This is a genomic window from Pseudodesulfovibrio alkaliphilus (assembly GCF_009729555.1).
Taxonomy (GTDB): Bacteria; Desulfobacterota; Desulfovibrionia; order Desulfovibrionales; family Desulfovibrionaceae; genus Pseudodesulfovibrio; species Pseudodesulfovibrio alkaliphilus.
In genome coordinates this window covers 74,320-87,960 of record NZ_WODC01000009.1, presented here as the reverse complement: position 1 = coordinate 87,960, position 13,641 = coordinate 74,320, and the positions used below count along the sequence as shown (strand labels likewise).

Below are 13,641 nucleotides of genomic sequence, written 5' to 3'. Positions count from 1 at the left end.
GCTAGCCCTCACTTCCTGTCGGCGCCTCGCCCGGCCCGGCTTGGGCGGAAGTCGAGGACTGCACGGGCAACCCCGGCGCAAGTTGCATCAGATGGTCGGTGATGACCGTTTCGCCGGGCTCAAGCCCCTCCTCGATGACCCACTGGTCCTCGTGCCAGTCGCCAAGCGCGACCTTGCGCAGTTCGGCCGTGCTGCCCTCGCCGACCACGTAGACAAAGGCTCCGGCAGGGTTCTGGATCACGGCGGTTTTGGGGACGAGCATGGCGTTGAGCCGATCAATGCCGTCGATGCGGACATGGACGAACTGGCCGGGCCGCAACTGGCCGTCCGGGTTGGGGAAGGTGCCGCGCATGACCGATGAGCTGGTGGCCGGGTCGATCTGGGGATCGGTATAGGTGATGCGGCCCTCATAGGGATAGGAGGTGCCGTCGGCCAGGGTCAGGGCGAGCCGCATCTGGCTTTGCTGGGGCTGGGAGGTCTTGCCGCTCAGGGCCAGTCGCCGGGCCAGGAGGATGTCCTGCTCGCTGACCGTGTAGCGCACATAGATGGGGTCGGTTTTCTCGACCACGGCCAACAGGCCTCCGGTGGAGCCGTCCACGTAGCTGCCCACATCCTTCAGCGCCATGCCGATGCGGCCGTCCATGGGCGAAGTGATCTCAGTGTAGCCGAGGTCCAGCTCGGAGTTGACGATGCGGGCATTGGCCATGAGAATGTTGGCCTGAGCCACCTGCTCCTCGGTCTGCCATTGCTCCAGCTCGTCCTGGGTGGATGCGTTGCTCTGAAGAAGCTTGGTGTAGCGGGTGACTTTGCTCCTGGCCCGGGCGAACTCGGCTCGCGCGCTGGCCAACTGGGCGCGGGCCAGGTCCAGGCTGGCCTCGAAGGAGCGCGGGTCGATGCGGAAGAGCATCTGCCCGGCGCTGACCTCGCCGCCCTCCTCGAAATGTTTGCTCTCAAGGAAGCCGCTGACCCTGGCGCGGATCTCCACGGTCTGCGATGCCTCTGTCTGGCCGAGAAAAAGCGGCCGCAACGGCACGTTGCGCGGGGTCACGGTGATCATGGACACGGCCAGGGCGTGCTGCGGCCCCCTGGCCTGCATGCCTGCGGGGGGAGAATCCGCCCCTTGCAGATAGGTCAGACCGGCGGCCACGGCCCCGGCCAGGATGACGAGCATGATCGCCCGCCGAATGCTCCGGGCGTTTTGAAAAAGCCCGACGGTCTTGAATCGTTTTGATTTGATCACAAAAAACTCCTGATGAATGGATGGGAACGACAGGTGCGCTCCCTGCTTGGCATAACGCAGGGCATGGGGTGTTGGTCTCGCTATGGCAGGGGATCGCGTCAGGGAACCTTGGCTTCGGGCGTGAGCAGTCCGTTGAGCAACAGGTCCGTTATTTCCTTGGCCTGCTCTTCGAGGCAGATGGTCCTTTTTGCGAAATAATTGGTGAAGATGGTGCCGTAGAGCATGTCTCCGATCATGTCGAAGAGTCGCTCCACCGGGCGTTTTCGGAACACCCCCTGGTCCATGAGCTGGATGAATTTGCCCAGATGCTCCTGGCGGTGGCGGCCGACGTACTCGTGGTACGAGGGGCTGTTGCGGTCCTTGAACACGGCCCGCTCCTGAATGAGCAGCTCGATGTACTCCGGGTTCTCGTTGAAGTAGCGGAGGAAGGCCCGGATGGCCAGGCCGAGGGAGGACACGGTGTCGTTGTCCGTGGTGGAGCTGTCGACGCTTTTGATCAGGCCGTCCATGACATAGTCCACGGATTCGCGAAACAACGCCTGCTTGCAGGCGAAATGATTGTAGACCGTCCCCTTGGAGCAGCCCGCCGCCTTTGCGATGGTCTCGATGTCGGTGCGGTCGAATCCATCGTTTGCAAAATGGCGCACGGCCTGGGCAAGGATGGCCTTGCGTCGTTTGATTCTTTTTGCCGGGTTGGCCGGTCGTCCGGGGCCCCGGCCTGATTTGCGCGACTCGCTCATGCCGACCTCTTTTTGTGACTGACGGGTCAGTCATATTGTTGGCGCGGGAAGGATGTCAAGGGCTGGGATGAGAAAAATTCCTGACTGGCAAATTCCCGGCAGTGGGGGCGGACGGTCGTCGGAGCGGATTTCCGCCGACAGGACGGACGGAATGATCCCATTGAGGGGCAGGGGATTTGTCAATTCAAGCCCGTGAAGACTTGCGGGTCCGGGCGGGTTGTCGGCGTGGTCTTTGTGCCTTGATGGGGGCTCAGTCGTCTTGCGGGGCGGCGTCTCTCTGCTGGCCTGGCTTTGTCCCAAGAACCTCTGCGATGGTGGCGCTGGTGTGGCTTTTTTCAAGCAGATTGTTCCGTTTGTAGACTTTCAGCCAATCCGTCCAAAACTCAGGACAGCTCTTGAGGAAGAGAACGAACTCTCCGAGTCGCTTGACAATGTCGTCTGAGACGACATGCTCCAGGGCGCAGGCTGTCTTGTCTGCCTCCTCTGGGTCCAGGTAGAGGACTTTTTCTAAAAAAGCCAAAAAAACGAAGTGTCTGTGGGCAATCCTTCTCCCCACATCCTTCCCCTTGTCTGTCAGATAGATCAGGCTGTAGGGCGAATACTCGACGTATCCCATGGCGTTGAGGGTTTTGAGCGCCCCGGTGACAGTGGAGCGGGAAACCTGGACCGCCTCGGCGATAGTGCTGGCCCGAGCTGCGCCGTCACGCGTCTCGATGCGGAAGATGGCTTCAAGATAGTTCTCCTGAACCGGGCTGAGTTGCTGCTCTTCTTTGTGCTGCGAGGTCATGAGGGCTCCTTGCTTGACGCATCTGTCGGCCGCCTTTTCGAGGGCTGTTGTTCTGGGCATCGGCTCGGTTTCCATGTGCCGAGGTGGTTTGCCACTCAAGGCGGGCAGTGCCGATGGGGGGCATTGTCCTTTTTTGGCTGTGTAAAAACAATGTTTGAATACCCGTACTCTACACGAACTTTTTCGATATGCCAAGGGTCGGCAGAGAGATAATTATCAGGGAAGACTTCTTTTTTTGCCACTAATTTTTTTGTGGAAAGGGGAGTTTTCTCCGCTTGACAGGGCCCTTGGCATTTCATAAAAGACACAAAGTTTGGCACACAAAACTTTATGCGACTCTAAAAACTTTTATTGCAAACCCAAACAAAGGGCGGCAGACACATGGACCACAACTCCCTCCTGCTCGCGAGAGCGGCCATGGAAAAAGCAGGAACGCACGGGCGGGCGATGCCCGTCGGCCATCCGCACGAAATGCTTGCCACCGAGATGGCCCACGGCATGGATGTGAGCGGGGCGGGGCGGCCCGGCGGCGAGAAGGGCCACGGCGAGATGTTCGTGCCGGGGAAAAATCTCCTCCCGCATCGGGTCGAGAAGGGTGATCCGCTCCGCTTTTTTGCCCGGGAGGGGGAAGACCCCCTGGGCGGGGCGTTTGAAGGCAAGATCGCCGTTCATCCGGGCATGGGTGGTGTGCCCGTCTTGCCGGAAGATAAAGAGGCCCGGCTTGAAAGGCTGGTTGAAACCCCCTGTCAGGATCGGAAGTTGGCGTATGTCCATGTTCCGTTTTGTGATACGCACTGCCTGTATTGCAGCTTCTTTCAAAACCCCTACCGCCGCGAGGCGGGTGCCTCCTATGCGGACGCCCTGATCCGAGAGCTCGGGCTGTGGAAGGGTCGTCCGGTTCAGGAGAGGGAGCCTGTACATGCCGTCTATCTCGGGGGCGGAACCCCCACGGCGCTCGCTCCCGAGGATCTTGGCCGAATTCTTGGCGCGATACAGGGTGCTCTGCCTCTTGCCAACGACTGCGAATTCACTGTGGAGGGTCGGGCGGCAAACCTGACCCCTGAGCTCATTGAGGCTGCTTTGAAAAACGGCGTCAACCGCTTTTCCCTCGGGGTGCAGAGCTTTGATACGGGTATTCGGCGGGCCATGGGTCGCAGCCTGGACCAGGAGGAGCTTGTCCGGCGAATCAAGCTCTTGCAGTCCTATGAACAAGCCAGCATCGTGGTGGATCTGATCTACGGACTTCCCGGGCAATCCATGGAAAAATGGGAGGAGGATCTGCGCATTGCGCGATCCCTCGGCCTGGACGGGCTGGACTGCTACCAATTGGGAGTGCATCGCGGCTCTCCCCTGGCCAAGGCCATAGAGGCCGGTCGGGTGCCGCCAGCCGCCGACGCTCCGCAGATGGGGGAAATGTTCGCAGCCTCGGTCCGCATCCTCGAAACCGCCTTCTATCGCCGGTTGTCCGTCAACCATTGGGGTCGCACTCCACGAGAGCGCAATATTTACAACCTCTATACCCGGGCGGGCGTTTCCTGCCTCGGCTTTGGCCCTGGAGCCGGAGGCAGTCTGCACGGCGACATGACATACAACATCAGGGACTTCGGCCGGTGGAAGGATATGGTCGAGGCCGACCGCAAACCTGTCGGCATGTTGCTCGCCCCGGTGCCCCTGGCCGAGTTGAACAAGTCCATCACCGAAAGCCTGGAGCAGGGGCGCCTGGATATGCCCATGCTGGAAGGACTTTGTGAGCGGCAGGGCTATCCTGGACTCTCGCGGGCAGGCGAACTGGGCGCATTGACCGCCCCGCTCCTTGAGCAGTGGTCCCGGTGCGGGCTCCTCGCCCCTGTGGATTCATCGTATCTGCTCACCGTTGCCGGGCAATTCTGGTATGTCAATCTGACCCAGCTTCTCATCGAGTACATCGACGAACAGCGTGAAGCCTAGCACTGTTTGCGCGACGAGGTCCTGAAGTGCTCTTGGACCGAGTCCGCGCATGACGCTGATGAAATTGACTTTCAATATCTCCAATGGGCCACCTGTGCGCGGCGTGGAGGTCGTTGAATGTCCATATTGTGCCAACCTGCAACAATTCCGAGGAAACAATGTTCGATCTGAAAAGCATGAAGGCGTTTGTTGAAGACGAGAGCGGCGTTACCGCCATCGAGTACGGAATCCTGGCCGCGGCCATGGCCGCGGCCATCGGCTACATCTTCGCCTCTGATGGGGCATTCATTTCCGCCCTGCGCGGGAAGTTTCAAGACATCGCGTCCGACATCACCGATGCCGGTACCGACATCAAGAAATAGCGCGCACGGTATGAAGGGGAAGCGCTCGTGAATGGCTGGCCGGGCGGAACCGGGGCGGGAACATGGATGCCATGACAATCTTCGGTCTGCCGGGTGCAGTGTGTCTGGCTCTGGCAGCAACGCTGGCCGCCAGCTGCGACTTGCTCTACCGGCGCATTCCCAATCCGCTGACAGTCGCCCTGCTCGGGTTGTGGGGTCTGTTCTGCCTCTGGGCCGCTGTGAGTGTCGGCCGGGCGGGGTTTCCGCCCACGGGGCTGGTCTTCGGCGTTGGTTGCTCGGCCGCCGTGCTGATAGGGGGATACGCTCTGTTCTGCCTGGGGGCGCTCGGTGCCGGGGACGTGAAATTCGCTGCCGTGTCATGTCTGTGGTTGGGTGAAGAGGCTGTCGCGTTTCTGCTGGCGACGGCCCTGGCCGGGGGTCTGATGATTCTGCAGCTCCCGATGCTTCGCCGGGTGGAGATGGTACTGGCGTCCCTGGTCATGCGCATGCCGGGACCAGTCGGAGCGACCTCTGGTTCGATTCCTGCGATTTTGCTGCGTGAGGACGCGCAAGGGGTGCCTTACGGGCCAGCAATCGCGGCAGGGATCTTTGTTGCGTTGATGCGAACATGGGCGTGAAGCGCCGCTAAATCTGAGCAGGACTGTGCCGTTATGAAGTTGAGACAATCCTCTGTTGCGCTGCTGGCTGTCGCAATTGTGTTGGCCACGAGTTCGGCCCTGGTGGCGCGGAACCTGATGCGCCCCCCGGAGCCTCAGAAAATCATTGTTGAGAAGCAGCCCGAGCCCGTGGCTGCACCCGAGTTCGTGCTTGTTGCCGTGAACGGCTTGCAGCCAGGCGATTTCGTGGACGGAAGTACCGTTCAATGGGCCCAGATGGAGGCGGCTGGAATCCGCCCCGGGGAAATCGTCGGCAACTCCGCCGACTCCCGGCGCAAGCACGAGCAGAATCTGTTCGGCGCCACCGTGCGGCAGGACATTGAGGCCGGAAAACCAATCATGGACAACCTGCTGTTGCGCCCAGGGAGCCCGGGATTCATCGCTGCGGTGCTTTCCCCGGGAATGCGGGCCATCTCGATCCCCATTTCGGCGGTGACGAGCAATGCGGGGCTGGTGAGCGCGGGCGACTGGGTGGACGTGATCCTCAGTGTGGAGCGGAGCGAAGCCGCCATGATGTCTGCCGAATCCGGCGGGCTGGCCCAGGCCAATCTCGCTGCCCAGACCATTTTGCGCCGGGTGCGCGTCCTGGCCCTCAACAGCGACACGACAAGCCTGGCCCCGTTGTCCGTGGTCGCCACCAACGGGCAGGAAGTGTCCACGGCGGCCAAGGGCGCACAGCCTCAGCGTAGAAACGTCTATGAGACAATCACGCTGGAGGCCACTCCAGACGAAGCCGAGCGATTGGCGGTTGCCCGTGAGGCCGGATCGCTGCAGGTCGTGCTGCGCAGCGTGAAGGATGTAGACACGGCCGACGCGGAACTGGCGGAGGGGAACAAGGATCAGGTCACCCGCCTGCACGATGCCACCTCCATCTTCGTGTCCAACAAGAAGTCGAAGACCACGGCCATGGTGCAGACATTTCACGGCGCCAAAGTCGGAGCGGTCAACTTCTGAGGGCTGAGACCCTGACCCCAGCAAACCAATCATCAAGCAAAAGAGTACAGAATGATGTTAACGGATTGGCGTCATACGCCCCTGGCCCTGCTCGCCCACGTGGCCTTGCTCGCTTTTCTCTGGGCGGTTCCGGCCACTGCCGCTCCATCGGAATCTCCCAAGGTCGTCGTGCGCGGAAACAACGAATCCCTTCCCGGAAACCTGTTGACGGCAAAGGAAACCGGACAGATCCGACTCCATCTTCGCGAAGGCTTCATGCTTCAGCTGCCTGGCCCGGCGGCCCAGGTGCTGGTCGCCGCCCCCGGAGTGGCCAGCTTCCAGATGCCCGCACCTGACAAGGCGTTTCTCTTCGGCCAGGAAGTCGGGGCCACCACCTTCTACGCCCTCAACGCCAGGGGAGAGATCATTGCCGCGGTGCGCATCGTGGTGGAATACAACCTGGAGCGACTCACCCGCGAAATATCCAGCGCCGTGCCCGGCGCCGAGGTGGAGCTCGAACCGACCCTGAGCAACCTCATGATCGTCCGAGGCAAGGTGCAGACCGCCATTGACGCCAAGCGGGTCATTGATCTGGTGGAGTCCTACCTTGAGGCGGGGTCCACCGGAAACATCAACGCCGCGTCCGCAGAAGGCGGAGGACGGGGCGGCGGCGGAAACCGCTCCAACGGTGACAGCCCGTCGAACAAGACTCAGGTAATCAATCAGTTGCGGGTGGAGATGTCCTCCCAGGTCAACATCCAGGTGCGCGTGGTGGAAGTGACCCGTTCCCTTTCCCGCGAGCTGGGCTTCGACTGGCGGACCGTGCTAAGTACATCAAAAGGCCCTCTCTACTTCGGCACCGGAAACGCCAAGGCGCTCTATAGCGTGGCCGCGGGAACCGAGACCTTCGGGGGCCTCATGCCCAGCGGTTCCGGCGGTGCCATCGGCGGTGCCATGACCTTTGGTCAGTTTTCTTTGAGCGGCCTCATCTCGGCCCTTTCCGAAGAGGGCTTTGCCTCCCTGCTGGCCGAGCCCAACCTCACGGCCATGTCGGGCGAAAGCGCGTCCTTTGCGGGAGGTGGCGAAGTGCCCGTGGTCATCGTCACCGGCAACAGCATAAGCATTGACTACAAGTCCTATGGCGTCATCCTGCGCATGACGCCCACCGTTCTTTCGTCAAACCGGATAAGCCTGCACATTGCGCCCGAAGTCAGCGAGTTGACAGCCGAAGGTGCGGTCGCCCTTGAGGGTGGCTCCATCATTCCCGCCCTCACTGTCCGACGGGCGGAGACGACCGTGGAGCTGGCCAGCGGCCAGAGCTTTGCCCTGGCAGGCATGTTGCGCTCCAACTCCTCGCAACAAGTCTCTGGAGTGCCCGGACTGCGAAGCATTCCGCTGCTGGGCCACCTCTTTGAGCATGAGGAGACAAGTGTGACCGACTCCGAATTGGTCATCATAGTGACCGCCAACGTGGTCGATCCCGTTGCCTATGCCGACCTGCGCACCCCGGGAAAGGGAATCGGAGCCGTAGACGCCTTTCTGCCCAGGGACGCTTCCGTGGGATACCTGTATTGAACGTCAACCGGAAATCGTACCAATGAAAAAGAGAACTTCTGCATCAACATGGCTCTTGTGCCTCTGCGGCCTTTTGGCAATGGGCTCCCTTCTTGGCGGCTGCGGAGCGGAGCGCACCATCCATCGGTTGCGGGCCGCGAATTTTCAACAAGAGCGGACAGAAGGCGTCACCACCTCGGTCCAGGCTCGTGCGTTGTATCTGCAGGTCTCGCCAGGCGGCGGCCTGACAGCCGAATCCATTGACGCGGCCAACAGGATGCTGACCTCGCAGGGGCCAATCCGCAGGCAGGTTCTGACCATCGTGGCCCTGAGTCCGGCCGGGGAGAAGCTCGCCCCGCGACTGGCCAAGACCCTGACGGACGCCGGAGCGAATCCCCCCCGGCGCGGCGCCTACGAGGTGGAGGCCGGGGCCGGATCCGCCCCCGCCGAAGACCTGACCCGGCAGCAGCAGGGGTGGGATATTGAGCTGATATCCGAGGCGGTGGTGGTCAATGCCCCTGATTGCACCGTGGCTCAGCCGGATCTTTGGACCGTATCCCCCTATTACGCCATCGGCACACTGGGATGCGCCAATGAAGCCAACATCGCCATGATGGCCAGCGATCCCCGCGACCTGATCAGACCACGCGCGCTGGCTCCGACGGAAGGCAAGATCGCCACCTCGGCGGTGGAGCGCTACTTCAACGACGAGACAAAAGAGTTAATCGATATCGATTTTGGAGAGAACTAACCGTGAGCAGCGCAGCAGACATTGCCGAAAACAACGCGGGCGAGGCGGTGGCCGTATTTTGCCGCCCCGAGGATGCGCCCAGCCTCGAGGATGCCTTCAACCGCCTGGGGCGGCTGACCGCAACCATCAAGCCCGGCGGGCCCAGGGAGGCTCTGGCCTGGTGCACCCAGACCACGCCTCCCGGCATCCTGATTGTGGACATCAGCGAGGAGGCGCACCCCACGCGCTCCTTGGCGGAACTGGGGGCGGTCGTTGGTCCGGGCTGCCGCATCATTGCCCTGGGCGACAAACAGGATGTGAACCTCTACCGCAAATTGTTGCAACTTGGCGTTTTTGACTATCTGGTCACACCGCTGCAACTGGTGCAACTCTCGGAGACCCTGACCCGTGCCAACGAGTCCATCTGGCTGGTTCAGCCCCAGCCCGGCTGCGTCCGCGCCGGACAGACAGTGGCCGTCGTCGGCGCAACCGGAGGCGTGGGCGCCAGCACCGTCGTTGCCGCACTGGGGCAGCAACTGGCCGGAACGCATAACATCCCGACGGTCCTGGTCGATTACGATCGCCGCGGCAGCAATCTGGCCCTGCTGCTCGGGCTGGAGGCCAACAGCGGCCTTGCCGGGGTTCTGGCTGCGTCCGAAGTCGACTTGCGGCTTATCCAGCGGGCGCTCCTGACCCAGGAGGGCCGCAATGGCGCAGCGCAGCGGCTGCATCTGTTGGCCCAGCGGCCCGGAGAGGAGACTCCGGTGGACCCCGAGCTGCTTTTGCAGCTGGGTGTGGCGCTGTGCGAACTCTATTCCATGTCCGTATGGGATATTCCGTCGCACCGCCCGGGAGGAAGCGACGGGCTGCTGGCCCATGCGGATATACGGATCATCGTCACTGACTACACCCTGCAAAACGCACGGGCCACCCGCATGCTGCTGACGGATTTCGGCGATGAAAGCCAGGGTCAGCGGCTGTTTCTCGTGGTCAACGCCTCCAGGCATCGAAGCAGGCAATTTCTGCCCCGCGACCAGTTCGAGGAGTTCTTGGGCTGGCGGGTGGATTTGGAGCTGCCCCATGTCGAAAGCGCCCTTGACGCCAGTCTGCTTGAGGGGAGTCTGAATCTTGGCAGGGCGCCTGCCTTCAAGGAAGGCATGGAACGACTGTCCAACGCACTTCTCGGAAACCCGTCGGCCCCGGCCCATTGCCCGGGGATAATCAAACGAATTCGGCAGAGCTTGCGGCTTCGTTGACGAAAAAAAAAGGTGGTATTGCCATGTTGCTCATCAGACGAAATCCAGTAGAACCCGTCAAGCAGACCGGCGGTATGCGCCGCGGCTTTTCGGTTCCCCAGCGGGTCAATTCCCCTGACGACGAGCAAATCCATGCTGTTCGCCCGGTGGCGGTTTCGCCGGACGCCTCGGGCGACGGGGCCGGGCAGCCGTTTTCCGAGGCGGGCTCGTCGCGGCAGTCTCCGCAGTCGCGGTCCGCGAAAAGAACGGCTCAACAGCCGGAGTCCGAGGGGTCGCGGCTTCGGCGGCTCATTCGCGACGAGGTCTTTACCCAGATTGACCCCATCAAGGCCGCCACCACGGAGCGGGAAAACCTGCAGTCGCAGATCAACGCCCTCATCAAGAGCATTTGCGACGACAACCGCTTTCAGCTGACCGCTCAGGAAGAAAAGACCATCGCCGAGCAGATGCTTGATGAGATGCTCGGCGTTGGCCCCATAGAGCCGCTGCTGGCCGACGACAGCGTCAATGACATTCTGGTCAACGGCCATAATCAGATATTTGTGGAACGGTTCGGCAAGCTTGAGCTCACGTCGATTTCGTTCATCGACGAGGAGCATGTGTTCAACACGGCCCAGCGCATCGCCGCACGGGTGGGCCGCCGCATCGACGAGGCCAACCCCATGGTGGATGCCCGGCTGCAGGACGGCAGCCGTGTCAACGTCATCACGCATCCCCTGGCCCTGGACGGTACCACCATCTCCATCCGCAAGTTTGCGCGGCGCAAGCTCTCGCTGGAGGCGATGGCCGAGGGCGGCGCCCTCTCCATGGATATGGCCATGCTTCTCAGGAGGGCCATGCAGGCGCGGCTGAACATCGTTGTCTCTGGCGGTACCGGCGCGGGTAAGACGACGCTTTTGAACGCCCTGTCCTTCAACATCAGCGCAAGCGACCGCATTGTCACCATTGAGGACGCGGCAGAACTGCAATTGCAGCAAGAGCATGTGGTCCGGTTGGAGACCCGCCCCGAAAGCATTGAGGGGGGCGGGCAGGTCACGCAACGCGATCTGCTTCGCAACGCGTTGCGCATGCGCCCTGACCGCATCATTCTCGGCGAGGTGCGCGGCGGGGAGTGCTTCGACATGCTTCAGGCCATGAACACCGGCCACGACGGCTCTCTCTGCACCGTCCACGCCAACACTCCCCGCGACGCCCTGATGCGCCTTGAAAACATGGTGCTCATGGCCAACATGCAGCTCCCGCTCAATGCCATACGCAGGCAGATCGCCAGCGCGGTGGACCTGATTGTCCAGATCGAACGCATGCGCGACGGAGCCCGCCGACTGGTCTCGATAGTGGAAGTGTGCGGGATGGAGGAGGAGGTCATCCAGACGCAGGAGCTTTTCGCATTCCGAACACACTCCCTCGGAGGCGGCGGCAAGATTGTCGGGGAACATCTGAGCAGCGGCCTCCGGCCCAAGTTCTACACCGAAAAAAATCATCTGTACGAGGATTAGTCCATGTTGAACCTGTTCACCATGCTCGTTTTCCTGTTCGTGCTCGTCCTTGTCTACGTCCTGCGGGCGTTCAGCCAGAGGCGTCTTCGCAGGGAAGCCGTCGAGGACAGGCTTGAGCAACTCAAGCGGCAGGTGGAACAGGACCATCCGGTACGCCGCCAGGACGCCGACGATTCCATTGTCCTGGCCCAGGACGCCTACGCGGGGCCTTTTGCCAAACTGCGAAGGGCGTACCGCAAGCTCTCAAGGAATATCGAAATGCTCGGCTGGAGCAAAAATCTGCGCCTCCGGGTGCTGGCCGTCCTAGGCTGCGGCCTGGTCGGCTCCGCCCTCGTCGCCCGCATGACGCCGTATCCGGTAACGACTGTCCTGATCGGGACCGTTGCGCTGTCCGCGGCCATCGGCATGGTGGCTTACCAAAGCGCCATGAACAAATACATGGAGGCCCTGGGGCAGGCATTGCCCGAGGCCATCGACTCCATTGCCCGCATCTGCCGCTCAGGCGTTCCGGCCCAAAGCTCCTTTGCCATTGCGGCCGAGAACCTGCGCGGCCCCCTGGCAGGAGAGTTGCTCGCCCTGGATCATTGGTTGCGTCTTGGCGTGCCGCTACGCCAGGCATTGCAGGAGTCGGCCCAGCGCGTCCCCCTGCGCGAATATCGCTTCTTCGCCGTCATCCTGATCATCAGCCAGGAGTCCGGCGGAAGGCTCGCGGACACCCTCGGAGGACTGGCCACCACCCTGCGGTCCCGTGCTGAGCTGGCCATGAAGGTGCAGGCCAAGACCTCCGAGGCCCGCGCCTCCATCAAAATCGTCGCAACGCTGGTGCCCGGTGTTCTGGCGTACATGTATTTCAATGCGCCCAACGACTTCCAGTTTCTGTTGAGCGATCCGGCCGGGGTCAAGGTCTTGGCGTACTCGGCGGCCAGCGTTCTCTCCGGGCTCGGGATAACCTACGCCATGGTCCGGCGGGTGCGCTAGAGCGCAGGAGACGCAACCATGCAGTGGCTTGTCATATTCATGATGCTGGGAGCAAGCGGCCTTATCCTTGCGGCCTTTTTCAACGAAAGCAGGAAAAACCCCCTTGAGACGCGACTTGGGAAGCCTTCCGACCCCGCGGAACGTGGCCGGCAGGGAGGGGCGGAGTCCATCGCCGCAGGGCGTGGGCGTTCCCTTCCTCCCTGGGTGGCAAGCCTCGCCGAACTCGGAGAAAAGCTGGCGGGCACGGAGAAAAGCCGGGAGGATCAACGCCGCCTGCTGACCCAGGCGGGGTTTCGGCAGGATGAGGCCACCGGGCTGTTCATGATCGTCAAAACCGGACTGGGTCTTTCCGGCCTGGTCATGGCCCTGGCTTTTGGCGGCGGCGAGGGCTTGAGCCTCGGCAACATCGCCCTGGCCATGGGCGCGTTCTTTGCCGGGGGCGTGGGGCCGGAAATGTTGCTCAAGGCGCGGGCAGCGGCCCGCCACAACGCCATAACGCGCAGCATGCCCGATGCGCTGGACCTGATGGTCATCTGCGCGGAAGCGGGTCTGCCGTTCACGCGCATCATGAAGGTCGTGTCCAAGGAGCTGGAGCTCAGTGCGCCCGTTCTGGCAGACGAATTGTCCGTAACCAGCGCGGAACTGCAGCTGTTGCCGGACCGCACCAGCGCCCTGCGCCATCTGGCGGAGCGGACCATGGTGCCCACGGTGGAAAGCATGGTGGCGACGCTGATTCAGGCCGAACGCTACGGCACTCCCCTGGCCCAGGCCCTGAACAACATCGCCGCCGAAAGCCGCAACTCACTCATCCTTACCCTTGAGGAACGGGCCGGCAAACTGCCTGCCAAGCTCAGCATCCCGCTGATGACCATGATCCTTCCCCCGGTCGTGGCCCTGGTTGCCACACCCGCCTTGATGCGCGTCATAAGGAGCCTTCTGTCATGATCGCTTTCCGTACTGCT

Annotated in this window: 13 protein-coding genes; 10 read left to right on the top strand and 3 right to left on the bottom strand. The window is 62.0% G+C overall.

The features are described from left to right. Window position 1: 1 nt before the first annotated feature. The 3 genes from GKC30_RS12935 to GKC30_RS12925 all read right to left on the bottom strand — a co-directional run bounded on the left by GKC30_RS12935 (window position 2) and on the right by GKC30_RS12925 (window position 2,827). On the bottom strand, window positions 2-1,240 hold the full coding sequence (locus GKC30_RS12935; RefSeq protein ID WP_367614138.1) for an efflux RND transporter periplasmic adaptor subunit: 1,239 nt from the start codon (window positions 1,238-1,240) through the stop codon (window positions 2-4). A 98-nt stretch (window positions 1,241-1,338) separates the two neighbouring features. Continuing rightward, entirely contained in the window at window positions 1,339-1,980 is a 642-nt protein-coding gene (locus tag GKC30_RS12930) for a TetR/AcrR family transcriptional regulator (RefSeq protein WP_155935374.1), read from the bottom strand. 250 nt (window positions 1,981-2,230) lie between these two features. After that, the gene (locus GKC30_RS12925; protein ID WP_196772891.1) at window positions 2,231-2,827 is read right to left on the bottom strand and encodes a metal-dependent transcriptional regulator; all 597 of its coding nucleotides are present in this window, start codon (window positions 2,825-2,827) and stop codon (window positions 2,231-2,233) included. A 357-nt stretch (window positions 2,828-3,184) separates the two neighbouring features. On the opposite strand from GKC30_RS12925, the gene hutW reads away from it, so the two are divergent. The 10 genes from hutW (at window position 3,185) to GKC30_RS12875 (ending at window position 13,624) form a co-directional block, all read left to right on the top strand. Beyond that, complete coding sequence (gene hutW, locus GKC30_RS12920; protein ID WP_196772890.1) at window positions 3,185-4,714, top strand: heme anaerobic degradation radical SAM methyltransferase ChuW/HutW; 1,530 nt, start codon at window positions 3,185-3,187, stop codon at window positions 4,712-4,714. A 158-nt stretch (window positions 4,715-4,872) separates the two neighbouring features. Further along, window positions 4,873-5,076: a Flp family type IVb pilin gene (locus GKC30_RS12915; protein ID WP_196772889.1), complete on the top strand. Its 204-nt coding sequence runs from the start codon at window positions 4,873-4,875 to the stop codon at window positions 5,074-5,076. A 62-nt stretch (window positions 5,077-5,138) separates the two neighbouring features. Continuing rightward, the gene (locus GKC30_RS12910; RefSeq protein ID WP_155935368.1) at window positions 5,139-5,693 is read left to right on the top strand and encodes an A24 family peptidase; all 555 of its coding nucleotides are present in this window, start codon (window positions 5,139-5,141) and stop codon (window positions 5,691-5,693) included. Window positions 5,694-5,726: 33 nt separating this feature from the next. Continuing rightward, the gene (gene cpaB, locus GKC30_RS12905) at window positions 5,727-6,686 is read left to right on the top strand and encodes a Flp pilus assembly protein CpaB (protein WP_155935366.1); all 960 of its coding nucleotides are present in this window, start codon (window positions 5,727-5,729) and stop codon (window positions 6,684-6,686) included. A 51-nt stretch (window positions 6,687-6,737) separates the two neighbouring features. Continuing rightward, window positions 6,738-8,240 carry a type II and III secretion system protein family protein gene (locus tag GKC30_RS12900; protein ID WP_155935364.1) on the top strand — a complete coding sequence of 501 codons (1,503 nt, stop codon included), beginning with the start codon at window positions 6,738-6,740 and terminating at the stop codon, window positions 8,238-8,240. Between the two features lie 79 nt (window positions 8,241-8,319). Next, complete coding sequence (locus tag GKC30_RS12895) at window positions 8,320-8,970, top strand: CpaD family pilus assembly lipoprotein (protein ID WP_196772888.1); 651 nt, start codon at window positions 8,320-8,322, stop codon at window positions 8,968-8,970. A gap of 2 nt (window positions 8,971-8,972) precedes the next feature. After that, a complete protein-coding gene (locus GKC30_RS12890) occupies window positions 8,973-10,205 on the top strand; it encodes a CpaE/TadZ family protein (protein WP_155935360.1) in 1,233 nt (410 codons plus the stop codon). Between the two features lie 23 nt (window positions 10,206-10,228). Then, entirely contained in the window at window positions 10,229-11,701 is a 1,473-nt protein-coding gene (locus tag GKC30_RS12885) for a TadA family conjugal transfer-associated ATPase (RefSeq protein WP_155935358.1), read from the top strand. A 3-nt stretch (window positions 11,702-11,704) separates the two neighbouring features. Beyond that, window positions 11,705-12,679 carry a type II secretion system F family protein gene (locus tag GKC30_RS12880; RefSeq protein WP_155935356.1) on the top strand — a complete coding sequence of 325 codons (975 nt, stop codon included), beginning with the start codon at window positions 11,705-11,707 and terminating at the stop codon, window positions 12,677-12,679. Between the two features lie 18 nt (window positions 12,680-12,697). Next, window positions 12,698-13,624, top strand: a complete 927-nt coding sequence (locus GKC30_RS12875) for a type II secretion system F family protein (protein WP_196772887.1) — start codon at window positions 12,698-12,700, stop codon at window positions 13,622-13,624. The last annotated feature ends 17 nt before the right edge of the window (window positions 13,625-13,641 follow it).

What these genes read in the sequence shown, in the direction of transcription:
- GKC30_RS12930 (WP_155935374.1), bottom strand. Translation starts at nt 1,980, where the DNA reads ATGAGCGAGTCGCGCAAATCAGGCCGGGGCCCCGGACGACCGGCCAAC.
- GKC30_RS12925 (WP_196772891.1), bottom strand. Translation starts at nt 2,827, where the DNA reads ATGCCCAGAACAACAGCCCTCGAAAAGGCGGCCGACAGATGCGTCAAG.
- hutW (WP_196772890.1), top strand. Translation starts at nt 3,185, where the DNA reads ATGGAAAAAGCAGGAACGCACGGGCGGGCGATGCCCGTCGGCCATCCG.
- GKC30_RS12915 (WP_196772889.1), top strand. Translation starts at nt 4,873, where the DNA reads ATGTTCGATCTGAAAAGCATGAAGGCGTTTGTTGAAGACGAGAGCGGC.
- GKC30_RS12910 (WP_155935368.1), top strand. Translation starts at nt 5,139, where the DNA reads ATGGATGCCATGACAATCTTCGGTCTGCCGGGTGCAGTGTGTCTGGCT.
- cpaB (WP_155935366.1), top strand. Translation starts at nt 5,727, where the DNA reads ATGAAGTTGAGACAATCCTCTGTTGCGCTGCTGGCTGTCGCAATTGTG.
- GKC30_RS12900 (WP_155935364.1), top strand. Translation starts at nt 6,738, where the DNA reads ATGATGTTAACGGATTGGCGTCATACGCCCCTGGCCCTGCTCGCCCAC.
- GKC30_RS12895 (WP_196772888.1), top strand. Translation starts at nt 8,320, where the DNA reads ATGGGCTCCCTTCTTGGCGGCTGCGGAGCGGAGCGCACCATCCATCGG.
- GKC30_RS12885 (WP_155935358.1), top strand. Translation starts at nt 10,229, where the DNA reads ATGTTGCTCATCAGACGAAATCCAGTAGAACCCGTCAAGCAGACCGGC.
- GKC30_RS12880 (WP_155935356.1), top strand. Translation starts at nt 11,705, where the DNA reads ATGTTGAACCTGTTCACCATGCTCGTTTTCCTGTTCGTGCTCGTCCTT.
- GKC30_RS12875 (WP_196772887.1), top strand. Translation starts at nt 12,698, where the DNA reads ATGCAGTGGCTTGTCATATTCATGATGCTGGGAGCAAGCGGCCTTATC.